The organism is Candidatus Allofournierella excrementavium (assembly GCF_048526665.1).
Taxonomy (GTDB): Bacteria; Bacillota; Clostridia; order Oscillospirales; family Ruminococcaceae; genus Allofournierella_A; species Allofournierella_A excrementavium.
The window spans coordinates 135,893-158,415 of record NZ_DBGFPE010000017.1 but is presented as its reverse complement, the minus strand read 5'-3'; the positions used below and the strand labels follow the sequence as shown (position 1 = coordinate 158,415).

General features: G+C 66.1%; 22 protein-coding genes and 1 pseudogene. 15 read left to right on the top strand and 8 right to left on the bottom strand.

Annotated elements, in window-relative coordinates:
• Positions 1-46: 46 nt before the first annotated feature.
• The 11 genes from ACMI1Q_RS06100 to mgsA all read left to right on the top strand — a co-directional run bounded on the left by ACMI1Q_RS06100 (position 47) and on the right by mgsA (position 9,963).
• Positions 47-391, top strand: coding sequence for a cell division protein ZapA (locus ACMI1Q_RS06100; RefSeq protein WP_419503138.1), 345 nt, complete (start codon positions 47-49; stop codon positions 389-391).
• Entirely contained in the window at positions 388-2,502 is a 2,115-nt protein-coding gene (locus tag ACMI1Q_RS06095) for a DUF3656 domain-containing U32 family peptidase (protein ID WP_419503137.1), read from the top strand. The genes ACMI1Q_RS06100 and ACMI1Q_RS06095 overlap by 4 nt, the downstream gene beginning before the upstream one ends.
• Positions 2,499-2,939, top strand: coding sequence for a dUTP diphosphatase (dut, locus tag ACMI1Q_RS06090; RefSeq protein ID WP_177521879.1), 441 nt, complete (start codon positions 2,499-2,501; stop codon positions 2,937-2,939). Before ACMI1Q_RS06095 ends, dut begins: the two co-directional genes overlap by 4 nt.
• A 22-nt stretch (positions 2,940-2,961) precedes the next feature.
• Positions 2,962-3,207 carry a DUF4321 domain-containing protein gene (locus tag ACMI1Q_RS06085; protein ID WP_394981072.1) on the top strand — a complete coding sequence of 82 codons (246 nt, stop codon included), beginning with the start codon at positions 2,962-2,964 and terminating at the stop codon, positions 3,205-3,207.
• Positions 3,208-3,231: 24 nt separating this feature from the next.
• Positions 3,232-3,783 carry a Maf family protein gene (locus ACMI1Q_RS06080; RefSeq protein ID WP_419503136.1) on the top strand — a complete coding sequence of 184 codons (552 nt, stop codon included), beginning with the start codon at positions 3,232-3,234 and terminating at the stop codon, positions 3,781-3,783.
• A gap of 126 nt (positions 3,784-3,909) precedes the next feature.
• Positions 3,910-4,926 (top strand): rod shape-determining protein MreB, encoded by a 1,017-nt coding sequence (locus tag ACMI1Q_RS06075; RefSeq protein WP_177521877.1) that lies wholly within the window; start codon positions 3,910-3,912, stop codon positions 4,924-4,926.
• Between the two features lie 118 nt (positions 4,927-5,044).
• Entirely contained in the window at positions 5,045-5,896 is an 852-nt protein-coding gene (gene mreC, locus ACMI1Q_RS06070; RefSeq protein WP_177521876.1) for a rod shape-determining protein MreC, read from the top strand.
• A 12-nt stretch (positions 5,897-5,908) separates the two neighbouring features.
• A complete protein-coding gene (mreD, locus tag ACMI1Q_RS06065; protein WP_177521875.1) occupies positions 5,909-6,433 on the top strand; it encodes a rod shape-determining protein MreD in 525 nt (174 codons plus the stop codon).
• 44 nt (positions 6,434-6,477) lie between these two features.
• On the top strand, positions 6,478-8,568 hold the full coding sequence (locus ACMI1Q_RS06060; RefSeq protein ID WP_419503135.1) for a penicillin-binding transpeptidase domain-containing protein: 2,091 nt from the start codon (positions 6,478-6,480) through the stop codon (positions 8,566-8,568).
• A 164-nt stretch (positions 8,569-8,732) separates the two neighbouring features.
• Complete coding sequence (locus ACMI1Q_RS06055) at positions 8,733-9,470, top strand: AAA family ATPase (protein ID WP_330058885.1); 738 nt, start codon at positions 8,733-8,735, stop codon at positions 9,468-9,470.
• Between the two features lie 88 nt (positions 9,471-9,558).
• A complete protein-coding gene (gene mgsA, locus ACMI1Q_RS06050; RefSeq protein WP_177521873.1) occupies positions 9,559-9,963 on the top strand; it encodes a methylglyoxal synthase in 405 nt (134 codons plus the stop codon).
• A gap of 169 nt (positions 9,964-10,132) precedes the next feature.
• Here mgsA and ACMI1Q_RS06045 read toward each other — a convergent pair whose 3' ends face one another.
• From ACMI1Q_RS06045 to aroF, 8 genes and pseudogenes are all read right to left on the bottom strand, one after another.
• Entirely contained in the window at positions 10,133-11,179 is a 1,047-nt protein-coding gene (locus ACMI1Q_RS06045; protein WP_419503134.1) for a PepSY domain-containing protein, read from the bottom strand.
• Between the two features lie 136 nt (positions 11,180-11,315).
• Entirely contained in the window at positions 11,316-12,215 is a 900-nt protein-coding gene (locus tag ACMI1Q_RS06040; RefSeq protein ID WP_419503133.1) for a SulP family inorganic anion transporter, read from the bottom strand.
• Positions 12,216-12,333: 118 nt separating this feature from the next.
• Positions 12,334-12,884: pseudogene (locus ACMI1Q_RS06035) on the bottom strand (SulP family inorganic anion transporter); the annotation flags it as partial.
• A 235-nt stretch (positions 12,885-13,119) separates the two neighbouring features.
• Positions 13,120-14,466 (bottom strand): sensor histidine kinase, encoded by a 1,347-nt coding sequence (locus tag ACMI1Q_RS06030; RefSeq protein WP_419503132.1) that lies wholly within the window; start codon positions 14,464-14,466, stop codon positions 13,120-13,122.
• On the bottom strand, positions 14,463-15,158 hold the full coding sequence (locus ACMI1Q_RS06025) for a response regulator transcription factor (protein WP_419503131.1): 696 nt from the start codon (positions 15,156-15,158) through the stop codon (positions 14,463-14,465). Before ACMI1Q_RS06025 ends, ACMI1Q_RS06030 begins: the two co-directional genes overlap by 4 nt.
• Before the next feature lie 69 nt (positions 15,159-15,227).
• Positions 15,228-16,151: a homoserine O-acetyltransferase MetA gene (gene metA / locus ACMI1Q_RS06020; protein WP_419503130.1), complete on the bottom strand. Its 924-nt coding sequence runs from the start codon at positions 16,149-16,151 to the stop codon at positions 15,228-15,230.
• A 29-nt stretch (positions 16,152-16,180) separates the two neighbouring features.
• Positions 16,181-17,461, bottom strand: a complete 1,281-nt coding sequence (locus ACMI1Q_RS06015; protein WP_419503129.1) for an O-acetylhomoserine aminocarboxypropyltransferase/cysteine synthase family protein — start codon at positions 17,459-17,461, stop codon at positions 16,181-16,183.
• Positions 17,462-17,556: 95 nt separating this feature from the next.
• Complete coding sequence (gene aroF / locus ACMI1Q_RS06010) at positions 17,557-18,570, bottom strand: 3-deoxy-7-phosphoheptulonate synthase (RefSeq protein WP_177522887.1); 1,014 nt, start codon at positions 18,568-18,570, stop codon at positions 17,557-17,559.
• 343 nt (positions 18,571-18,913) lie between these two features.
• On the opposite strand from aroF, the gene ybaK reads away from it, so the two are divergent.
• From ybaK to purF, 4 genes are all read left to right on the top strand, one after another.
• On the top strand, positions 18,914-19,399 hold the full coding sequence (ybaK, locus tag ACMI1Q_RS06005) for a Cys-tRNA(Pro) deacylase (RefSeq protein WP_417025137.1): 486 nt from the start codon (positions 18,914-18,916) through the stop codon (positions 19,397-19,399).
• 368 nt (positions 19,400-19,767) lie between these two features.
• Positions 19,768-20,274, top strand: a complete 507-nt coding sequence (gene purE / locus ACMI1Q_RS06000) for a 5-(carboxyamino)imidazole ribonucleotide mutase (RefSeq protein ID WP_419503128.1) — start codon at positions 19,768-19,770, stop codon at positions 20,272-20,274.
• A 45-nt stretch (positions 20,275-20,319) separates the two neighbouring features.
• Positions 20,320-21,027, top strand: coding sequence for a phosphoribosylaminoimidazolesuccinocarboxamide synthase (purC, locus tag ACMI1Q_RS05995; RefSeq protein ID WP_419503127.1), 708 nt, complete (start codon positions 20,320-20,322; stop codon positions 21,025-21,027).
• 56 nt (positions 21,028-21,083) lie between these two features.
• Positions 21,084-22,523, top strand: coding sequence for an amidophosphoribosyltransferase (gene purF / locus ACMI1Q_RS05990; RefSeq protein WP_419503126.1), 1,440 nt, complete (start codon positions 21,084-21,086; stop codon positions 22,521-22,523).

The following is a 22,523-nucleotide window of genomic DNA, read 5'->3' as shown; positions in this document are numbered from 1 at the left end:
GCGCCCCGGCTTTGAATACAAGAAGATTCGATTGCGAGGGAAGACCATGCCTGCGAACAAAGTGAAACTGACGGTGTGCGGGTCCAATTATGTGATCTCCACCACCGATCCTGAGGAATATGTGCAGTCTCTGGCTGAGCGGCTGGACAAGGATATGAACGAACTGATGAACCAGAGCCCTTCGGCCAGCGTTGCCGCCAGCGCGGTGGTGGTGGCCCTGGGCTATCTGGACGAACTGCAGAAGAACGCCTCCAGCGCCGACAACATGCGCAGCCAGATCAAGGACTATCTGGAGGACGCCGCCAAGGCCAAACTGGCCGCCGAGCAGGCCCGCCGCGAGGTGGAGCGCCTGCAGAAGGAAGTGCAGCGCCTGCGGGAGAGCCGCGCATGACCGGGCAGCCGGACCCCGTCCAGGCGGCGCGCCTGGCAAAGAAATACGGCCTTCGCCGTTCGGTGGAGGTGCTGGCCCCGGCGGGGGACGGCGAAGCCCTGCGGGCCGCCGTCTTTGCCGGGGCAAACGCGGTGTATCTGGGCCTCAAGCAGTTCAGCGCCCGGCGCACCGCCGGCAATTTTGACGCACAGCAGCTGAAAGAGGCGGTGGCCTTTTGCCACGCGCGGGACGTGCGCGTCCACGCGGCGGTGAATACCACCGCCTTTTCCGGCGAACTGGGCCTTCTGGCCGACACCATCCGCATGGCCGCCGAGGCCGGGGTGGACGCCCTCATCGTGCAGGACCTGGCCACCGCCGCCCTGGCGCGGCAGATGGCCCCCGGCCTTGCCCTCCACGGCTCCACCCAGCTCACCGTCCACACCCTGTCCGGGGTGCGGCAGCTGGCGGAAATGGGCTTCGAGCGGGCCATCCTGGCCCGGGAGCTGAGCCTTGCCGAAATTGCCGCCATCACCAAGGAAAGCCCCATCGAGATCGAGGTGTTCGTCCACGGGGCGCTGTGCATGTCGGTGTCCGGCCAGTGCTACATGAGCGCCTTTCTGGGCGGGCGCAGCGGCAACCGGGGCGAGTGCGCCGGGCCCTGCCGGCTGCCCTTCGCGGCGGACGGCTCCGGGGCGGCCCATCTGTCCCTGAAAGACCTGTGCGCCGTGGGCAGCCTGCCCGCCCTGGCCGAGGCCGGGGTGGCCAGCGTCAAAATTGAAGGCCGGCTGCGGGGGCCGGAGTATGTGGCCGCCGCCGTCAACGCCTGCCGCAAGAGCCTTGCGGGAGAAGCCTTTGATAAGCAGCAGCTGCAGGATGTGTTCTCCCGCTCCGGCTTCACCAACGGCTACATCGAGGGAAAAATCAGCGGCGCCATGTTCGGCGTGCGCACCCCCGAGGACACCGCCGCCAGCAAGGCGGCCATGCCCGCCATCCGGGAGCTCTACCGCCGGGAGGCCCAGCGGGTGCCGGTGGCCTTCACGGTCACCGTGGCCGAAAATGGCTGCACTCTGGCCGCCGCCGACGGCGCGGGCCGCCGGGCCGAAGCGGCCCTGGCCGGGGCCATGGAGCCCGCCCGGGCCAGCCAGCGCCCCGCCATCGAAAAGGCGCTGGCCAAGACCGGCGGCACCCCTTTTTATTCCGAGAGCGTGGACTTTGAGGGCGAGCCGGGCTATCTGCCCGCCTCGGCCTGGAACGATGCCCGCCGCGCCGTGCTGGAGCAGCTTCTGGCCCTGCGCAGCGCGCCCAAAGCCTGGAACTGCGCCCCCGCCCGCCTGCCCGCGGCGCGGCGGCACGCCCTGGGCGCAAGGCAGCTCTGGGCCCGCTTTGAAGGGCCGGAGCAGCTGCCCGCGCCCCTGCCCGGGGACCTTGCGGGCATCATCCTGCCCCTTTTGCGCTGGCGGGAGGTGCCGGAAGCCTTGCGGGCCAAAACCGTGCTGGAAGCCCCCCGTGTGATGTTCGGCGGCATGGAGGCCGCCGCCGCCAAGGCCCTGGCCGAGGCGAAGGACGCGGGCTTTGCCGGGGTGATGGTCCACAACATCGGCCATCTGCCCCTGGCGAAGGGCTGGAAACTCTATGGCGGCTTCGGCCTGAATGTGGCAAACCCCCTGTCCGCCCTGTGCTGGAAGGACCTGGGCCTTGCCGCCCTCACCGTCTCCCCCGAGACGCCCTTTGCCGAGATGGAGGCCATCGAACCCGGCGTGCCCACCTGGGCCATCGTGTACGGCCACCTGCCGCTGATGATCACCCGGGCCTGCCCGCTGCAAAACGTCACCGACTGCGCCCACTGCGACAAGCAGGGCCTGCTCACCGACCGCAAGCGCCGGCAATTCCCGGTGCGCTGCGGCGGGGGAGTGCGGCAGATCTACAACCCCGTGCCCCTTTACATGGGGGACAAGCTGAAAAAACTCCCGGCGGACGGAGCGCTTGCCTGGTTCACCCTGGAAACGCCCGCCGAGGCCGCCCGGGTGCTGGCGGCGCTGGAAAAAGGGGAGAGCTGGCCGGAGGAATTCACCCGCGGGCTCTACTTCAAGACCCCCAGCGCCCCCGGGGCCGGAAAGGATGAAACGAGATGAACGTGAAATACACCCTCACCCTGCCGGGGGCCAAGGCCCCGGAATACGCCACGGCGGGCGCGGCGGCGGCGGACCTCTTCGCCGTGCTGGACGCGCCCCTCACCGTGCCCCCCATGGGCCGGGCGCTGGTGCCCACCGGGGTGGCCATCCAGCTGCCGGGGCCGGAGTATGTGGCGCTGGTGTGCGCCCGCAGCGGCCTTGCCGTCAAGCGTGGGCTGACCCTCTCCAACGGGGTGGGGGTCATCGACTCGGACTATCGCGGCGCCATCCAGGTGGGGCTGGTGAATCTCTCGGATGAACCCTGCACCCTGGAGCCCGGCGAGCGGGTGGCCCAGCTGATGGTGATGCCCGTGGCCCGCTGCGCCTTCACCTTCGCCGAAAAACTGGACGAGACCCAGCGGGGCGAGGGGGGCTTCGGCTCCACCGGCCGCCTGTGACAAAAGAAAGGAAGATACGCCCGTGAAACGCACATTGCTGCTCTGCTTTTTCATCCTCTCCGGCATCCTGCTGGGGGCCATGATCGCCAGCCTCGCCGCCGGAACGCCCGGCCTCTCCTGGCTGGCCTTCTCCCAGAGCATCGGCTTCCACCCGGTGCTGGACCTGTCCGTCATCAAGCTGGACCTCAACTTCACCATGGGCATCAGCGTGGCTCAGATCATCACCATCAGCCTGGCCATTTTCGCCTACACCCGCACCCGCATCTGAAATAAACCGAAGGAGCGTTTCGTTATGTCATTGATCCTTGCTTCCACCAGCCCCCGCCGCAAAGAGCTTTTGAGCCTCATCGCCACCGACTTCAAGGTGGTGGGCAGCGATTTTGATGAGAGCACCCTCACCGCCGCCGACCCCCGCCAGACCGCCGAGAACCTCGCCTTCGGCAAGTGCATGGTGGTGGCCCGGGAATACCCCGAAGACACCGTCATCGGCTGCGATACCGTGGTGGACTGCGGCGGCAAGGTGTTCGGCAAGCCCAGGGATAAAGAGGACGCCCGCCGCATGCTCAAAGCCCTCTCCGGGTCGGACCACTACGTCCACACCGGCGTGTGCGTGTGGCACGAAGGCGAGAGCCACACCTTCACCGCCACCACCCGGGTGCGCTTTTTCCCGCTTTCCGACGAGCAGATCGAGGCCTACATCTCCACCGACGAGCCCTACGACAAAGCCGGCGGCTACGGCATCCAGGGGGCCGCGGCCCTCTTCTGCGAGGAGATCGAGGGCTGTTACTACAACATTATGGGGCTTCCTGTCTCCCGTCTGGCCCGCCTTTTGCAAAAATTTTGAACAAAATGCGAAACTTCGCCCGGCCGCTTGAGAAACACAGGGCTTGCGGTTATAATATAGAAGTAAAAATCTGCGTGATCGCATCATATACGTTCATAGAGTGTGTGTAAAGGAGAGTAATTCAACATGTTCAGCAAAGACATCGGCATCGACCTCGGCACCGCCAATACCCTTGTCTACCTGCGTGGCAAGGGCATCATCATGCGCGAGCCCAGCGTGGTGGCCGTGGATACCAAAAACGACGAGGTGCGCAGCGTTGGCCACGAGGCCAAGGCGGTCATCGGCCGCACCCCCGGCAGCATCGTGGCGGTCCGTCCTTTGAAGGACGGCGTCATCGCCGACTTCGACATCACCGCCAACATGCTCAGCCGCTTCATCAAGAAGGTGTGCGGCAACAGCATGTTCTTCCGCCCCCGCGTGGTCATCTGCATCCCCTCCGGCGTCACCGAGGTGGAGCGCCGCGCCGTGAAGGAGGCCAGCCTGAAGGCCGGCGCCCGTCAGGTGCGGGTCATCGAGGAGCCCATGGCCGCGGCCATCGGCGCGGGCCTGCCCATCAGCGAGCCCTCCGGCAGCATGGTGGTGGACATCGGCGGCGGCACCAGCGAGGTGGCCGTCATCAGCCTGGGCGGCATCGTGGCGGCCCGCAGCGTGCGCGTGGGCGGCGACGAGTTCGACCAGAGCATCATCGCCTACATCAAGCGCAAGTACAACCTGCTCATCGGTGAGCGCACCGCCGAGCAGATCAAGATCGAGATCGGCTCCGCCTTCGAGCTGGACCAGGAGACCAGCATGGACATCAAGGGCCGCAACCTGGTGGACGGCCTGCCCAAGAACATCACCGTGCACTCCGAAGAGGTGCGCGAGGCCCTGGAAGAGAGCCTGCAGAAGATCACCGACGCCATCAAGGAGACCCTGGAGCGCACCCCGCCGGAGCTGTCGGCGGACATCATCGACCACGGCATCATGCTCACCGGCGGCGGCGCGCTGCTGCGCGGGCTGGACCAGCTGATCAACCGGGAGACCGGCATCGACGTGCATGTGGCCGAGAACCCCCTGGACTGCGTGGCCGTGGGCGCCGGCGCGGTGCTGGACCATCTGGACATCCTCAGCGACGTGCTGGACGACGACTCCAGCCATTTCTAAGCGCCGCAAAACAAGGCGGCGCAGCGCAGAAAGCCTGTGCGCGGGCGGCGTTTTTTCGCCGCCCGCCTTTTGAATTGAGGGCCCCGGCCCTCACACCGCAACGCGAGGAGTTTTGCCCATGCGCGACTTTTTCTACACCAAAAAATTCAAGATCCTGCTGGCCGTGGCGGTGGTGCTGGCGGGCATGATGGCCTGGGCCGGCGCCAACGGCCGGCTGACCAACGCCCCCCAGGAGATCATGGGCGCGCTGCTCACCCCCTTCCAGAAGGCGGCTCAGCTGCTGGGCGGCGGGGTGGACGGCCTGCTGGACAAATACGTGCGCATCGACCAGATCATCGCCGAGAACGAGGCCCTGCAGCAGGAGAACCAGGAGCTGCGGGACCAGCTGGTGGACTATGACCAGCTGGCGGCGGAGAACAAGGCTTTCCGCGACCTGCTCAACATCCGGGAGGAGAACCCCGAGTTCCAGTACGCCTCGGCCTTTGTCATCAGCCGCGACCCGCTGGACCGCTTCGGCGGCTTCACCATCGACCAGGGCACCCTGAACGGGGTGGAAAAGGGCGACGTGGTGGTCAGCGACAAGGGCTATCTTGTGGGCCGCGTGCTGGAGGCGGATCTTTCCAGCAGCAAGGTGATGACCATCCTGCAGCCCGGGTCCTATGTGGCCTGCCTTGTGAGCCGCACCCGCGACAGCGGCAACCTGAACGGCTCGGCGGACTACGCCGCCGACGGCATGTGCGTGCTGGAAAACCTCCCCCGCGACACCCTGGCCATGGTGGGCGACGAGATCATCACCACCGGCCTCGGGGGCGAGTTCCCCGCCAACATCCGGGTGGGCACCATCCTGGAGCTGGTGCCCGAGGAGAGCGGCACCTCCACCATCGCGGTGGTGGAGCCGGGGGCGGACATCAACAAGCTGACCCATGTGTTCATCGTCACCGATGATTCTTCTGATTCTTCCGAGGAGTAAGGAGGACGCGCCATGACCTCACGCAGCAAGCGCAATCTGATGCTGGCCGGCAAATGGGCCAGCTACTTTGTGCTGCTTCTGGTGGCCGCCACCCTCCAGACCACCCCCGGCTTCCTGGTGCTGGGCGAGATACGCCCGGTGTTCATCCTGCCGCTGTGCCTTGCGGTGGCGGTGTGCGAGGGCGAGTATCCCGGCGCCTTCTTCGGCGCGGTGGGCGGCCTTCTGTGGGACTTCACCGCCGGCCGCCCCGGCGGCCTGCTGGGCCTGGGCATGCTCTGCGTCTGCTTCGGCGCCGCCATTCTGGTGAGCCTCTATCTGCGGCTCAACTCCATGAACTTCGTGCTGGTGAGCGGCGTGTGCGCCGTGCTGGTCACCGGCGTGGACTTTCTGTTCTTCTACGCCATGCCCGGCTATGCCGGGGCCGCGGCCCGCTATTTCGAGGTGGTGCTGCCCATCGCGGTGTTCACCGCCGCCCTTTCGCCCGTCAGCCTCTGGGCCGCCCGCCGGGTGAACCGGCGCTTCGCTCTGCCCGACTGACCCGCCGCTCATCCTATTCCCCGCCGCAAAGGAGGTAACTGCCCATGGACCGAAAAAGCCTTGCCCGCCGCCTCGGCGCGCTGATCATCGCCACCGCCGTGGTGATGGGCATCTTCATCCTGCGTCTGGTGCAGTTCCAGCTGGTGCAGGGGGAGGAGCTGCTGGAAAAGGCCCAGCAGGTGAGCAACTACCTGTTCAGCATCCCCGCCGCCCGCGGCGAGATCGTGGACGAGTACGGCCGGGCCATGGCCTCCAACGTCTCGGGCTACAATCTGGTCATCAACAAGCTGATGCTTACCGGCGATCTGAACGAGACGCTGGTGGAGCTGGTGGAGATATTGCAGGCCGGCGGCGACGAGTGGAACGACACCATGCCCATCAGCGCGCCGGAAAACGGCCACTATGAGTTCACCGCCGCCGAGGACGACTCCCGCGCCCAGAGCCGGCTGGATGCACTGAAGGAGAATCTGGTCAAGCAGCCCTACGCCACCGCCGATCAGGTGATGGCCGCCGTGGTGGAGCGCTATGAGCTGGAGGACTATTCCCCCGAGTGGCAGCGCATCCTGGGGGGCATCCGCTACCAGATGGAGCTGGAGGAATTCAGCGACAACAACAACTTCACCCTCGCCGAGGACGTGAGCAGCCGCACCGTGGCCACCGTGAAGGAGCGGGGCCTCACCAGCGAGGGCGCGGACATCACCGAGACCAGCTACCGCGTCTATGCCGACGGCACCCTGGCCCCCCATCTGCTGGGCTATGTGGGCCCCATCTACGCCGAGGACTGGAAGGTCACCGACGAGGACGGCAACGTCAGCTACCCCCTGAAAGAGAAGGGCTACGCCATGAACGACACCATCGGTCAGGCGGGCCTGGAGCAGGTGGGCGAGGACAAGCTGCGGGGCGAGGACGGCCTCAAGCAGGTCACCCGCGACAAGGACGGCGTCATCATCTCCACCGAGGTCATCCAGGACCCCCAGCCGGGCCTGACCATGGTGACCACCATCAACGCCGATTTGCAGAAAAAGGTCTATGAGGCGCTGGAAAACCAGATCCTCAACCTGCAGGCCACCGCCGAGCAGTACAAGGGCAAGGAGGCCAGCGCCGGGGCGGTGGTGGTCATCGACGTCAAGACCGGGGGCATCCTGGCCTGCGTCAACTACCCCAGCTACGACCTCAACCTGCGCAGCACCAACGCCGCGCAGTATGCCAGCGACCCCAACACCCCCCTGGTGGACCGGGCGCTGCGGGGCCTGTATTCGCCGGGTTCCACCTTCAAGCCGGCGGTGGCGCTGGAGGGCCTGCTCTCCGGCCTCATCACCCCCACCGAAACGCCCATCCGCTGCGGCGGCGCTCAGTCCAGCTATAACTACTACGTCACCAGCGGCGGACCCCGGTGCGAGGGCATCGGCCATGTGGGCGGCGCCAGCCTGAACCTCTACGACGCCCTGGGCTACAGCTGCAACACCTACTTCTACGACCTGGGCCGCCGGGAAGGGGCCGAGAACTTCAACGAGATGGCCCGCACGCTGGGCCTTGCCACCGAGACGGGGGTGGAGCTGTCGGAGTACACCGGCCGCACCACCGACCCGGACGACGACAACTTCACCCTGGGCCTTGAGCTGATGGCGGCCATCGGCCAGGGCAACACCGCCGTGACCCCGGTGCAGCTGGCCACCTACGCCGCCACCCTGGCCAACGGCGGCACCCGCTACCGCACCCACTTCATCTCCAGCTACCGCGACTCCAACACCGGCGAGGTGGTGGAGAGCTTTGAGCCGGAGGTGGTGGCCCAGGTGGAGGACAACATCGGCGCCTTTGACGCGGTGGAAGAGGGCATGATCCGGGCCGCCAAGAACAGCAGCGCCCTGCGGGACTACCCCATGACCATCGCCGTCAAGACCGGCAGCCCCCAGCGCGCCGAGTACTACGACAAGGAAAAGGGCCTGACCTATCTGAACAGCGCGGTCATCGCCTACGGCCCGGTGGAGGACCCCCAGATCGCCATCGGCGCCATCATGGAGTACGGCGGCGGCGGCTCCAACCTGCTGCCGGTGGTGCGGGACATTTTCAACGCCTACTTCATCGAAAAGACCGGCGACCTGCAAAGCGCCGAGGCGGGGCAGCTGCTGCCCTGAAAATGGCGAAAACACGCCGTTTTCCAGATATTTTTGTCCCTTCTTCACAAAACATGCCTTGCGCTCGGGTATAGTTTGTGCTACTATGATAATACGAGCGTGCTGTTCCCGTCAGCCGGGGCGATTTGCCGCTGGCAGAAAACATCCGGCAGGGAGGCGTGAGCTTGAGCGCAAAGATCGTTATGGTGGCTTCCGGCAAGGGAGGCACCGGCAAAAGCACCCTTTCGGTGATGCTGGGCGCGCGCCTGGCCGCCGCGGGGGGCAAGGTGCTGCTCATCGAGCTGGATTCCGGCCTGCGCAGCGTGGACATCATCGCCGGCGTTTACGGCAAGACCGTCTACGACATTGCCGATGTGCTCAGCGGCCGGTGCGAAGGCGCCAAAGCCGTGGTGGCCAGCCCCGTTTATCCGGGCCTTTCGGTCATCTCAGCGCCCTATGAGTGGAGCGGCACCGTGCAGCCGGCAGCGCTCAAAAAACTGCTGGACAAGCTTTCGCCCGTTTTCGATTGGGTGCTGGTGGACACCGCCGCCGGCCTGGGCGCGCCCTTCAAGGCGGCGCTGGCCGTGAGCGAAACAGTGCTGCTGGTGCTCACGCCGGACCCCGTTACCTTGCGGGACGGCCACATCGCCGCGGAGGAAGCCTTTGCCGCGGGGGCCAAACAGGTGCGCCTGGTGCTGAACCGGGTGGGGCCCGCCAGCTTCGGCGGCGCGGTGCGGGACCTGGACGAGTGCATCGACACGGTGGCCGCCCAGCTGATCGCCGTGGTGCCCGAGAGCAGCCAATTGCAGCTGTGCGCCGCCAAAGGGCAGGCGCTGCCTGCCGATTGCCTCGCGTTCCGGGCGGTGGACAACCTTGCCCGCCGCCTTCAGGGCCAGCGGGTGCCGCTTGCCGTGTGGGGCTGAGGCCGCCGCAGGCGCTTTTTCAGTTATATCCGTACTACGAACATCGTATATAAAACGTTGGGAAACAGAGCAGGGGGTAGGAAATACTATGAACATCGCGTTGATCGCGCACGACACCAAAAAAGAACTGATGGTCCAGTTCTGCATCGCATACTGCGGCATCCTCAGCCAGCACACGCTGGTGGCCACCGGCACCACCGGCAAGGTGGTCAGCGAGGCCACCGGCCTGCCCATCCAGTGTTTTTTGGCGGGCGTTCAGGGCGGCGACCAGCAGATCGCGGCGCGCATCGCCTGCAACGAGATCGACCTGCTGCTCTTCTTCCGGGACCCCATCAGCGCCAAGCCCCACGAGCCCAACGAGATGAACCTGCTGCGCCTGTGCGACGTGCGCAACATCCCGCTGGCCACCAACATCGCCACCGCCGAGGTGCTCATCCACGGCCTGGAGCGGGGCGACCTGGAATGGCGCAGCATCGTGAATCCCAAGCGCTGAGCCTTCACAAAAGCCATAAAAGCGGCCCCTGGCATTTTGCCGGGGGCCGCTTTCTGTCTGCCGGTGCGCTTGTTTCACAGGCGCTGACGGGCCATCGCGCAAAAAAGCGCGCCGTCCTTCAAAGGGGCGGCGCGCTTTGCTGTGGGGGGAACTTCCGGGTCAGCGGGCTTCAGTCGTGGAGGGGTTCGGCCTCCCAGCTGCGGATGGCGCCGCTGTAGCCGTCGATCTCGAACTCGTACTCCATGCCGCCGTAGACGATCTTGCCCTCGTACTCCACGCGGCCGTCGTCACGGTCGGTCTCGAATTCACGGATGTCGGAGGCGGAGGCGCCGGGCACCTGAGCCAGGGCCAGGGCCTTCGCGTCCTCGGCGCTGATGGTGCCGGAGGAGGCGGGGGGAGCGTAGAACTCGGCGTCGTAGTCATAGCTCACCACCTCGCCGGTGGCCGCGTCGATCTCATAGTCGTATTCCTTGTAGTCGGCGGTGTAGAACTCCACGTCGTAGACGAGACGGCCGTCGTCCCGGTCCAGCTCGGCCTTCACGAAGGTCACGCTGCCGGAGGAAAGGCCCGCGTGGGCCAGGGCTTTGGCCTTGGCATCCTCGGCGCTGATGGTGCCGGAGGAGGCGGGGGCCTGAGCGGCGGGAGCCTTGGTGGCGGAGGGGGTCTGAACGGAGGCGGCGGGCGGCGCGTAGTGCTCCACATCGTAGTCAAAGCCCACCACTTCGCCGGTGGCCGCGTCGATCTCGTAGTCGTATTCCTTGTAATCGGCGGTGTAGAACTCCACGTCGTAGACGAGGCGGCCATCATCCCGGTCCAGCTCCGCCTTGATGAAGGTCACGTCGGTCTCGGCAAGGCCCGCGTGGGCCAGGGCCTTGGCCTTGGCGTCCTCGGCGGTGATGGAGGCCTCGGCGGGGGCGGAGGCGCTCTGGGTCAGGGGCATGCTCTCGGACTGGATGACCACGCCGGAAAGCGCGTCCACCTGGCTCTCGTAGCGGCTGTCGCCGGAGGTGAAGGACACCAGATAGTACTCCACGCCGTCCCGGCTGGCCAGTTCGGTGCCCAGGAAGGTCACCGCTTCGGTGGAGAGCCCCGCCCCGGTGAGGGCGGCGGCGCGGGCGGCCTCGTCTCCGATGTAGGCCAGCTGGCCCGCATTGGCGCAGGCAGTGAAGAGGGCGACGGTCAGGGCGGCAAGAGCCGCGGCGATCAATTTTTTCATCAGGGGATTCTCCTTCCTGTTTTGTTCTGATGCCAGTATAGGCCCCCAACATGAAACGAACATGAAATTTGCGAAGCGTTCTCAAAAAATTTTCAAAGAAAAAGGACGGCCCCGAAGCCGCCCTTTTTTGATGTGTTCAGACCGTCGCACGCTCCTTTTCCAGCAGGGCGAAGATGGCCTGGTCCGCGCTCCAGAAAAAGGCGCTTTCTCCCGCCAGGGCGGTGATGCCCGCCCGGTCGAAGTAGAGGCGCACCTCCGGGGCCACGCCGCAGAAGGCCACGCCCCGGCCCTGCTCTTTCAGCCGGGCGCGCAGCTCCAGCAGCGCCTGCGCGCCGGACACGGCCAGGCTGGGCATGCCCCGCAGCGAAAAGATGACCTCGCGGCAGTCCGGTATTTCCGCCATCAGGCGGCTGAACTCGTCCACCGCGCCGAAGAACAGCGAGCCGGTCACATAGACCACCCCTGCCTTGGGCAGCGCGCCGCCGGGCGCGCCGGGCAGGCGGGAGGCGTCGATGTCGGAAAAGCTCACGTTGATGTGGCTGGCCTTGACGATGTAGAGAAGAGCCGAGTAGACGATGCCCACCAGAATGGCCACCGTCAGGTCCGCCGCCACGGTGGCGACCATGGTGATGAAGAACTGGCTGATGCCGGACTTGAAGCGGTGGCCCAGCAGGTAGCGGATGCCCTCCCAGTCGTTCATCCTCCAGGCGGTGACCATCAGCACACCGGCCAGCGCCGCCAGGGGCAGCCGGGCCATCACCCCGCCCAGCAGGAACATGGAGGCCAGCAGGAACACCGCGTGGAACACGCTGGTCAGCCGGGTCTGCTGGCCGCTCTTCACCGCCACGCTGGTGCGGGCGATGGCGGCGGTGGCGGGCACGCCGCCCAAAAGGGGCAGCACCATGTTGCCCACGCCCTGGGCGATAAGCTCCTGGTCGGCGTTGAAGGCTTCGCCCTTCATCCGGCTGGCGGATGCGCCGCACAGCAGGCTCTCGATCATGGCCAGGGCGGCGATGGTCACGATGGGGGGAGGCAAGGCCGCTCAGCATGGAGAGGTCCAGCCCGGTCAGGTCCAGCCGCTCGTCCAGCAGCAGGGTGCGGGGGATGTCGCCCACCAGCGCCAGCTGGTCAAAGCCGGCGGCGGAGGCCACCACCGTGGCCAGCACGATGCCCACCAGCGAGCCGGGCACCCGCGCGCCCCACTTCTTGGGCCACAGCACCATCACCGCCACCACCAGCGCGCCGATGCGCACCGGCTGCCACTGGGGATGAAAGCCCAGCCGGGCGTAGGAGGCCAGCTTTTCCAGATTGGTGGACCCTTCGGACACGGTGCCGAAGAAGTTGTCCACCTGGCCCAGGGCGATGACCAGGGCGATGCCGGAGGTGAAGCCCATGATGACCGGCATGGGGATGAAGCTGATGAGCTTGCCCAGGCGCAGCAGGCCGGCGGCCAGCAGCAGCGCACCGGCGGCAAAGCAGGCCAGGAACACGCCCTGCAGGCCGTAGAGCGGGCCACGATGCCCACCAGCACGGCGCTCATGGCCCCGGTGGGGCCGGACACCTGATAGGACGCGCCCCCCAGCAGGGCGATGACCACGCCCGCCACGATGGCGGTCACAAGGCCCGCGGCGGCGGAGGCCCCGCTGGACACGCCGAAGGCCAGCGCCAGCGGCAGCGCCACGGCGCACACCGTGAGCCCCGCCATCACGTCGCCGCCCAGGCGGGCGGCGTTGTAGCCCGCGAATTCAGACCGCAGGCTGGCAAAAAACTGTTTCATTGTTACCCCTCACTGTCAAATCATACCGTTTTGCGACGGGGCAAAAACCGCAAGCGCCCCGCGCGCAGCCTTTCCAGTGTATCACCCCGGCGCGGCGGTTACAAGGGGCAGTTTCCGCAGCTTCAAAATAAAAACGCCTCCCCGGCGCCGGGGAGGCGAAAACTCATTGTGCCAGGGGCAGATGCAGGGTGAAAGCGCTGGGCGCGCCCTCGGCGCTTTCCAGCGTCATGCGCCCGCCGTGGAGCTGTGCGATGCGCTGCACCAGCGAGAGGCCCAGGCCCACGCCCTCCTGCTCGTCGCTGCGGGCGGCGTCCACCTGATAAAACCGCTGCCAGATCTTCTCCTGCTGGGCGGCGGGGATGCCGGGGCCTTCGTCGGCCACGGTGAGCAGGGCTTCGCCGCCCTCGGCGCGCACCTCCACCGTCACCGTGCCGCCGGGCAGGCCGTACTTGAAGGCGTTGTCCGCAAGGTTCGCCACCAGTCGCCCCAGCAGCGCCTCGTCCCCCTGCACGGTGACCCCCTCCGCCAGCGCAAGGCGCAGCCGCGAAGGGTCGTAGTTCTGCTCTTCCACCGCGCGCCGGGCCAGATGCCCCAGGTCCAGGGGCACGGGCCGCAGGGGCTCGGTGCCCTGGTCCAGCCGGGTGAGGGCCAGCAGCTGGCCGATGAGCCCGGCCATCCTGTCCGCCTGGCGCTGGATGGTGTCCAGGGTTTCCAGCCGCTCTTCCTCGGTCTCGTCGTAGGCTCTGCCGTACTCGCAGGCGCTCTTGATGACCGCCACCGGCGTGCGCAGTTCGTGGGAGGCGTCGGCGGTGAAGCGGCGCTCCGCCTCAAAGCTGCGCTGCAGCCGCTCCAGCAGGCCGTCGAAGTTTTCCGCCAGTTTTGTCAGTTCCTCGCCGCCGGGCACATGCCCGATGCGCAGCGAGAGGTCCTTGCCCTCGCCGATGGAGGCCGCCGCGGCGTTCACCGTGTCCAGCCCCCGCAGCGAGCGGCGCAGGATGAAGTAGCTGCCCAGCGCCCCCGCCAGCACGAAGAGGGGCAGGGCCACCGCCGCGGCCAGCAGCAGGTTGCGGGCGGCGGAGGATGCGTCCGGCACCTCCATCAGTCCCCGCAACCACACGCCGTTGTCCCAGCCGTCGGCCACCCACAGGTCCAAAAGATACCAGTCCCCGCCGGCGGTCTCCACCGTGCGCAAAGTGCCGTTCTCAAAGGCCGCCGTCTCGGAAAAGCCCACCGGCAGCTGCCCTGCCAGCAGCGCCTCGGCCTTGCTGTACACAAGGCAGGAAACGCCGCTTCGGGAGAAGGAAAAGCCCTCGCCGGCGGCAAACTGCCCGTCGGTGAAGGTCACCAGCGCGGCGTTGGCCCGCACCGTGTCCGCCAGCTGCTGGCGGGCGGTGCGCTGCACCACCGAGCTGCTCACGCTGAAGGCAAAGAGCAGCATCAGCGCAAAGAGCGCCACCACCAGCAGGGTGATGAGCAGGGTGATGCGGGTCTTGATGGAGCGAAGTTTCACGGCGTGCCTCCTTCCTTCGGCGCGCGCAGCACCCAGCCGGAGCCCCGCACCGTGTGCAGAAGGCGCTGGCTTTCGGGCACGTCCGCGTCGATCTTCTTGCGCAGGCGGCTCATGTAGCCGTCGATGTTGTTGGAGCTGCCCGCCTTTTCGTAGTTCCAGATGCGGTCCTCCAGCTGCTCCCGGCTGAGCACCGTGCCCGCGTGGCGCACAAGATGCTCCAGAATGGCGTACTCTTTGGGCAGCAGGGGAATGTCCCGCCCCGCCCGGGCAGCGGTGCGGCCCCGGGTGTCCAGCACCAGGTCGCCCACCGTCAAAGTGTCGGTGCGGCTGCCCGCGTGCTTGCGGGTCATGGCCCGGATGCGGGCCAGCAGTTCCTCAAAGGCGAAGGGCTTGACGAGGTAATCGTCCGCCCCCAGGTCCAGCCCCTCCACCCGGTCGGCCACCGAGTCACGGGCGGTGAGGAACAGCACCGGGATGTCGCTGCCCTGGGCCCGCAGCTTTGCCAGCAGCTGGTGGCCGTCCATTTTGGGCATCATCACGTCCAGCACGATGCCGTCGTATTCCGCCCCGGCCAGATAGTCCAGGGCTTCCTCGCCGTCAAAGCAGCCGTCCACGCTGTAACCCGCCTTGGTCAGAGCCTTGACGATGAGACGGTTCATGTCCCTGGTGTCCTCCACCACGAGGATGCGCATGAGACCACTCCTTCCTTTGAAAAAAGCGCGCCGGGCAGGCCGGTGAGGGCCCCCGGCGCGCGCGTCAGGTCAAAAGGTGTCCAGTTCGCCCAGGTCGTAGGGGGTGTTCTGGCACACATAATAGTTCAGCCAGTTGGTGTAGAGCAAAAAGGCGTGGGCCCGCCAGCGGTAGACCGGCTCTTTGGAGGGGTCGTCGCCGGGGTAGTAGTGCCTGGGCGGGGCGATGGGCAGGCCCTTGGCCACGTCCCGGCGGTACTCCGCGTCCAGCGTCAGCCGCTCGTACTCCGGGTGGCCGGTGACGAAAATTTGCCGTCCGCTGTCGGTGCTCATCAGGTAGATGCCCGCCTCGTCGCTCTCCGCCAGCACCCGCAGGTCCTTGCAGGCCTTCACCTGCTCCTCGTCGATGCCGGTGTGGCGGGAGTGGGGCGCCCAGAACTCATCGTCGAAGCCCCGCACCAAGGGGTTCGAGGGCCGGGTGACCCGGTGGGGGAAGATACCGAACATCTTTTCGGGCAGGGGGCGCTTGCCGATGCCGAAGTGGTGGTAGAGCGCCGCCTGGGCCCCCCAGCAGACGTGGAGAGTGGAGTAGACGTTGGTGCGGGTGAAGTCCATGATCTGGCACAGTTCCGGCCAGTAGTCCACTTCCTCAAAGGGCATCTGCTCCACCGGCGCGCCGGTGATGATCATGCCGTCGAACCGCTCGCCGCGTATCTCATCGAAGGTCTTGTAAAAGGCCTCCATGTGTTCGCCGGGCACATGGCTGGCGGCGTGGCTGGCGGTGTGCAGCAGGGTCAGCTGCACCTGCAGCGGGCTGTTGGCCAGCAGGCGCGCCAGCTGGGTCTCGGTGGCTATTTTGGTGGGCATCAGGTTCAGCGCCACGATGCGCAGCGGGCGGATGTGCTGGGTGCGGGCCCGGCGCTTGTGCATCACGAACACGTTCTCGCTGCCCAGCACCCCGTAGGCGGGCAATGCTTTGGGGATGATGAGGGGCACTCTGCCGCTCTCCTTTCAAATGGAAATGGTCAAACCTGCTCCAGCGCCTGGGCGATGTCGGCGATGAGGTCGCGGCTGTCCTCCAGGCCGCAGCTGAAGCGCACGAGGTCCGGGCTCACGCCGGCGGCGGCCAGCTCCTCGTCGTTCATCTGGCGGTGGGTGGCGCTGGCGGGATGCAGGCAGCAGGTGCGGGCGTCGGCCACATGGGTCTCGATGGCCGCCAGCTTCAGGTGCTTCATAAAGGTCTCGGCGGCCTTGCGCCCGCCCTTTACGCCAAAGCTCACCACGCCGCAGCCGCCGTTCGGCAGATACTTCTGGGCCAGGGCGTAGTGCTTGTCGTCGGGCAGGCCGGAGTAGCTCACCCAGGATACCTTCGGGTGGTCGTGGAGGAACTCCGCCACCGCCTGGGCGTTCTCGCAGTGGCGCTTCATGCGCACGTGCAGGCTCTCCAGGCCCAGGTTCAGCAGGTAGGCGTTCTGGGGGCTCTGCACGCTGCCGAAGTCACGCATCAGCTGCGCGGTGGCCTTGGTGATGTAGGCGCCTTCCAGGCCGAAGCGCTCGGTGTACACCACGCCGTGATAGCTATCGTCGGGGGTGCAAAGGCCGGGGAACTTGTCGGGGTGCTTGGTCCAGTCGAAGCGGCCGCTGTCCACGATGGCGCCGCCCACGGCGGAGCCGTGGCCGTCCATGTACTTGGTGGTGGAGTGGGTCACGATGTCCGCGCCCCACTCGAAGGGCCGGCAGTTCACCGGGGTGGCGAAGGTGTTGTCGATGATGAGGGGCACGCCGTGGGCGTGGGCCGCCTTGGCGAACTTTTCAATGTCCAGCACAGTCAGGGCGGGGTTGGCGATGGTCTCGCCGAACACCGCCTTGGTGTTGGGGCGGAAAGCGGCGTTCAGCTCTTCTTCGGAGCAGTCCGGGTCCACGAAGGTGAACTCGATGCCCATCCGCTTCATGGTCACGGCGAAGAGGTTGTAGGTGCCGCCGTAGATGGTGCTGCTGCTCACCACATGGTCGCCGCAGCCGGCGATGTTGAACACCGAGTAGAAGCTGGCCGCCTGGCCGGAGCTGGTGAGCATGGCGGCGGTGCCGCCCTCCAGCTGGCAGATCTTGGCGGCCACCGTGTCGCAGGTGGGATTCTGCAGCCGGCTGTAAAAATAGCCGCTGGCCTCCAGGTCGAACAGTTTGCCCATGTCCTCGCTGGTGGCGTATTTGAAGGTGGTGCTCTGAATGATGGGCACCTGGCGGGGCTCGCCGTTGCCCGGCGTGTAGCCGCCCTGTACGCAGATGCTGTTGAGATGCAGATCCATTTTGAAAACCCTCCCCGTATCTGTTCCGCCCGGCGGGCGGAAAAAACGCTTTACTTTATTATTTTAACGTATCCGTGCCGGTGTTGCAAGGCGGTTCAGTCCAGCGTCTTGCCCATCAGGCTCACCAGCGGGCGCAGCTTGTCCATCAGGGCGGAGAACTGGGCCGGGGTCAGGCTCTGGGCCCCGTCGCACAGCGCCCGGGCCGGGTCGTTGTGCACCTCCACCATCAGGCCGTCCGCCCCGGCGGCCACCGCCGCCGCGGCCAGGGGCTCCACCATCCAGGCGATGCCCGCCGCGTGGCTGGGGTCGATGACCACCGGCAGGTGGGTCATCTTTTTCAGCATGGGCACGGCGCTGATGTCCAGCGTGTTGCGCATGCTGGGCTCGAAGGTGCGGATGCCCCGCTCGCACAAAATGACCTGGTCGTTGCCCTCGGCCATGATGTACTCGGCGCTCATCACCAGCTCCTCCAGCGTGGCGGAGAGGCCCCGCTTCAAAAGCACCGGCCGCCCGCTCTGGCCCACCGCCTTGAGCAGCTCGAAGTTCTGCATGTTCCGCGCCCCCACCTGGATGAGGTCCACGTCGGCGAAGAGGGGCAGGTGCTCGGTGTTCATGATCTCGGTCACGATGGGCATGCCGGTCTTTGCCCGGGCGTGGCGCAGAAGCTCCAGCCCCTCCGCCCGCATGCCCTGGAAGGAGTAGGGGGAGGTGCGGGGCTTGAAAGCGCCGCCCCGCAGAAGCTTCGCCCCGGCGGTTTGCACCGCGGCGGCCACCGTCTCGATCTGGCTTTCGCTTTCCACGCTGCAGGGCCCGGCGATGACGGCGAAGCTGCCGCCGCCCACCTTCACGCCGCTCACGTCCACCACCGTGTCCTCCGGGTGAAACTTGCGGTTGGCCTTCTTGTAGGGCTCGCTCACCCGGCGCACGTCCTCCACCACCGGGCTGGCCCGCAGCCAGCTCTCGGCGATGGATTTCGTGTCGCCCACAAGGCCCAGGATGTGGGTCTCCGCGCCCTGGCTCTCGTGGATGGAAAGGCCGCGGCCCTCCAGCTCTCTGCAAAGGTCCTTCACGGCCTGCTGGTCGGCGTGCTGTTTCAGAATGATGATCATGTCGGTTTTCCCCCTCGTTTCAGAATAAAAAACCGGGAAGCCTGCTGCCGCAGACTTCCCGGTGGTTTTGTGTGCCGAAACGCGCTTTCCCGCGCCCTTTACACTCCCGCCTGACCGCAGCAAACAGAGCCTTTACCCATCATGAAGTAAAAGCCGTAATAATACATGCTGGCGGTGAACAGAGTGGTCATGGCGCACCTCGCGCGTTCAAAAAGATTTGTGCAAAGCATAGCACGCGGCAAACGCTTTGTCAAGGGAAAGCGTTCCCCCTTGCGCGGCGTGCTACAATAAAAGAAAAAACGCCCGGCCCGATGGCCGCGGCGGCAAAAAGGGGAAAGAAACAATGGCGCAGCCCAAGACCAACGCCATGCGCATGCTGGACAAGGCGAAGGTGAACTATACATTCCACGAGTACGACCATTCCGACGGGGCCATCGACGGGGTGGCCGTGGCGGCAAAGCTGGGGCAGGACCCGGCGCGGGTGTTCAAAACGCTGGTGACCCAGGGGGCCAGCCGGGCCTTTTATGTGTTCGTCATCCCGGTGGCGGAAGAACTGGACCTGAAGGCCGCCGCCCGGGCGGTGGGGGAGAAGAGCGTGGCCATGCTCCACGTGGCGGACCTGCTCAAGACCACCGGCTATGTGCGGGGGGGATGCAGCCCCGTGGGCATGAAAAAGGCCTTCGTCACCACGGTGGACGAGAGCGCCGAGGACAAGGAGACCATCATGGTCAGCGCCGGGCGCATCGGGGCCCAGGTGGAGCTTGCGCCCGCCGATCTGCTGGCCGTCACCGGCGCGAAATACGCCGCCATCACCGCCGGGAAAGTATGACTACCAAGCGATTTGATTGGTAATCGTGCCAAAAAAGCGCGGGGAAAACAATGCGCCCGGAGCAAATGTTCTGAAAATGTTTTGCACGGTGCGAAACAGGTTGCATTTTGCCGCCGCACCCTTTAAACTGAAAGGGTAGAAAGCACGCCCGCGCGCCGCACCCGATGCGGCGGTGGGCAAGATTTTTTTGCAGGAGGTGCGCGGCATGGGGCGTTGTGTGTTTGGGCGGCCCGGTTCCCATGGCGGGGCGAAGTGCCGCGCGCGCAAACAGCGGGGGAAGAGCACCCCTTTATCGAAGTGAAACAAAGGCCGTGGTGTAAGTGTGCACCACGCCTTTTCTTTTTTGATTACAGGGAGGTCGAACAAAGGTGACACAGACAAAAAAAGTGGCCGTTTTGATGGGCAGCGACAGTGACTGGCCGGTGGTGAAAGGCGCCTGCGCCGAGCTCAAACGGCTGGGCATCCCCTTCGAGGCCCACATCCTCAGCGCCCACCGCACCCCCGCCGAGGCCGCGGAGTTCTCCAAATCCGCCCGGGACAAGGGCTTCGGCGTCATCCTCTGCGCGGCGGGCATGGCCGCGCATCTGGCGGGGGCCGTCGCCGCAAACACCACCCTGCCGGTGGTGGGCATCCCCATGAAGGGCGGCGCTGTGGACGGGCTGGACGCCCTGCTGGCCACCGTGCAGATGCCCAGCGGCATCCCCGTGGCCACCGTGGCGCTGAACGGCGCGAAGAACGCCGCCGTGCTGGCCGCCCAGATCCTGGCCGTCACCGACGAGCGCCTGGCCTCCCTTCTGGCCGCCGACCGCGAGGCCATGGCCGCCCAGATCGCCAAAAAGGAAGAAGCCCTGCAGGCCCAGCTTGCCGAGCTGTGATAAAAACGCACCACAGACTTTTACAATAAAAAGGAGAGTATAACGATGAAAAAGATGGAGCAGCTGTACGAGGGCAAAGCCAAGAAAGTGTTCGCCACCGACGACGCGAACCTGGTCATTGTGGACTACAAGGACGACGCCACCGCCGGCGACGGCGCCAAGAAGGGCACCATCCGGGGCAAGGGCGTTGTGAACAACCGCCTGTCCAACAACCTGATGAAGATGCTGGAGGGCAAGGGCGTGCCCACCCACTTTGTGGAGGAGCTGAGCGACCGCGAGACCCTGGTGAAGAAGGTCGAGATCGTGCCTCTGGAGGTCATCGTGCGCAACGTGGCCGCCGGCAGCTTCACCAAGCGCCTGGGCGTGCCCGAGGGCACCGTTCTGAAGTGCCCCACCCTGGAGTTCAGCTATAAGAACGACGACCTGCACGACCCCCTCATCAACCACTATCATGCCCTGGCCCTGGGCCTTGCCACCCAGGCCGAGATCGACCAGATCAGCGAGTACGCCTTCAAGGTGAACAGCATCCTCAGCGAGTACCTGCTGGGCTTTGGCATCCGCCTCATCGACTTCAAGCTGGAGTTCGGCCGCCTTGCGGACGGCACCATCGTGCTGGCCGACGAGATCAGCCCCGACACCTGCCGCTTCTGGGACGCCACCACCGGCGCTCACCTGGACAAGGACCTGTTCCGCCGCGACCTGGGCGGTGAGGAAGAGGCCTACCAGGAGGTCATGGCCCGCCTGCTGGGCTGAGCCGTCCGCGGCCGGCGGGGCCGGCCATCGCAACCACAAGCACAGAAAGGGAAACTATGGAACGATTTGACGCAAAACTGCACGAGGAGTGCGGCGTGTTCGGCATCTACCGCCGGGACGAGAGCCAGGATGTGGTGGCCGCCACTTACTACGGCCTGTACGCCTTGCAGCACCGCGGCCAGGAAAGCTGCGGCATGGCGGTGAACGACGGCGGCGTTATTTACAAGCGCCGTGACCTGGGCCTTGTGAACGAGGTGTTCACCAAGGACGTGCTGGAGAGCATGCCCCGGGGCCAGATGTGCATCGGCCACTGCCGCTATGCCACCACCGGCACCCCCCTGCGGGCCAACGCCCAGCCCTTCGTCATCCGCCACGTGAAGGGCCCCATGGCCCTGGCCCACAACGGCAACCTGACCAACTCCTATGAGCTGCGGCAGGCCATCGAGCTGGAGGGCGGCATCTTCCACTCCACCAGCGACACCGAGGTCATCGCCTACACCATCACCCGCCAGCGCCTTTCCAGCGGCAGCATCGAGGAAGCGGTGGAAAAGACCATGCCCATGCTGAAAGGCGCTTACAGCCTTGTCATCATGAGCCCCCGCAAGCTCATCGCCGCCCGTGACCCCCACGGCTTCAGGCCCCTGTGCATCGGCAAGCTGCACGGCAGCGACGTCATCGCCAGCGAGAGCTGCGCCATCGCCGCCGCCGGCGGCGAGTTCGTGCGGGACGTGGAGCCCGGCGAGATCATCGTCTTTGACGAGAACGGCATGCGCTCCATCCGCACCCACTGCGGAAAGCCTTCCAGCCTGTGCGTCTTTGAGTTCGTCTACATCGCCCGGCCCGACTCGGTGGTGGACGGCGCCTCCGTCCACCGTGCCCGCCGCCGCGCCGGCGCCATGCTGGCGCTGGAGCACCCCATCCAGGCGGATGTGGTCATCGGCGTGCCCGACTCCGGCCTGGACGCGGCTCTGGGCTACTCCCAGCAGAGCGGCATCCCCTACGGCATCGGCTTTTTGAAGAACAAATACATCGGCCGCACCTTCATCCAGCCCGACCAGAAGCTGCGTGAGAACACCGTGCGCATCAAGCTGAACCCCATCGCCGACACGGTGCGGGGCAAGCGGGTGGTGCTGGTGGACGACTCCATCGTCCGGGGCACCACCAGCCGCCAGATCGTGCAGCTGCTGCGGGAGGCCGGCGCCACCCAGGTGCACTTCCTCTCCAGCGCGCCGGAGTTCCTCTATCCCTGCTATTTCGGTGTGGATGTGGACAGCCGCGAGAACCTCATCGCCGCCAACCACACCCTGGAGGAGATGCGGGACATCCTGGGCGTGGACAGCCTGGGCTTCCTCAGCGTGGAGGGCGTGAAGAACATCGCCGAGGGCTGCGGCCTGGGGCTGTGCACCGGCTGCTTCACCGGCAAGTACCCCGCCGAGACCCCCGCCGTGACCGAAAAGAGCAAATTCGAGAGCAAGATCCCCGAAGCCACTGAATGA

What these genes read in the sequence shown, in the direction of transcription:
- ACMI1Q_RS06100 (WP_419503138.1), top strand. Translation starts at nt 47, where the DNA reads ATGCCTGCGAACAAAGTGAAACTGACGGTGTGCGGGTCCAATTATGTG.
- ACMI1Q_RS06095 (WP_419503137.1), top strand. Translation starts at nt 388, where the DNA reads ATGACCGGGCAGCCGGACCCCGTCCAGGCGGCGCGCCTGGCAAAGAAA.
- dut (WP_177521879.1), top strand. Translation starts at nt 2,499, where the DNA reads ATGAACGTGAAATACACCCTCACCCTGCCGGGGGCCAAGGCCCCGGAA.
- ACMI1Q_RS06080 (WP_419503136.1), top strand. Translation starts at nt 3,232, where the DNA reads ATGTCATTGATCCTTGCTTCCACCAGCCCCCGCCGCAAAGAGCTTTTG.
- ACMI1Q_RS06075 (WP_177521877.1), top strand. Translation starts at nt 3,910, where the DNA reads ATGTTCAGCAAAGACATCGGCATCGACCTCGGCACCGCCAATACCCTT.
- mreC (WP_177521876.1), top strand. Translation starts at nt 5,045, where the DNA reads ATGCGCGACTTTTTCTACACCAAAAAATTCAAGATCCTGCTGGCCGTG.
- mreD (WP_177521875.1), top strand. Translation starts at nt 5,909, where the DNA reads ATGACCTCACGCAGCAAGCGCAATCTGATGCTGGCCGGCAAATGGGCC.
- ACMI1Q_RS06060 (WP_419503135.1), top strand. Translation starts at nt 6,478, where the DNA reads ATGGACCGAAAAAGCCTTGCCCGCCGCCTCGGCGCGCTGATCATCGCC.
- mgsA (WP_177521873.1), top strand. Translation starts at nt 9,559, where the DNA reads ATGAACATCGCGTTGATCGCGCACGACACCAAAAAAGAACTGATGGTC.
- ACMI1Q_RS06045 (WP_419503134.1), bottom strand. Translation starts at nt 11,179, where the DNA reads ATGAAAAAATTGATCGCCGCGGCTCTTGCCGCCCTGACCGTCGCCCTC.
- ACMI1Q_RS06025 (WP_419503131.1), bottom strand. Translation starts at nt 15,158, where the DNA reads ATGCGCATCCTCGTGGTGGAGGACACCAGGGACATGAACCGTCTCATC.
- ACMI1Q_RS06015 (WP_419503129.1), bottom strand. Translation starts at nt 17,461, where the DNA reads ATGGATCTGCATCTCAACAGCATCTGCGTACAGGGCGGCTACACGCCG.
- aroF (WP_177522887.1), bottom strand. Translation starts at nt 18,570, where the DNA reads ATGATCATCATTCTGAAACAGCACGCCGACCAGCAGGCCGTGAAGGAC.
- ybaK (WP_417025137.1), top strand. Translation starts at nt 18,914, where the DNA reads ATGGCGCAGCCCAAGACCAACGCCATGCGCATGCTGGACAAGGCGAAG.
- purC (WP_419503127.1), top strand. Translation starts at nt 20,320, where the DNA reads ATGAAAAAGATGGAGCAGCTGTACGAGGGCAAAGCCAAGAAAGTGTTC.
- purF (WP_419503126.1), top strand. Translation starts at nt 21,084, where the DNA reads ATGGAACGATTTGACGCAAAACTGCACGAGGAGTGCGGCGTGTTCGGC.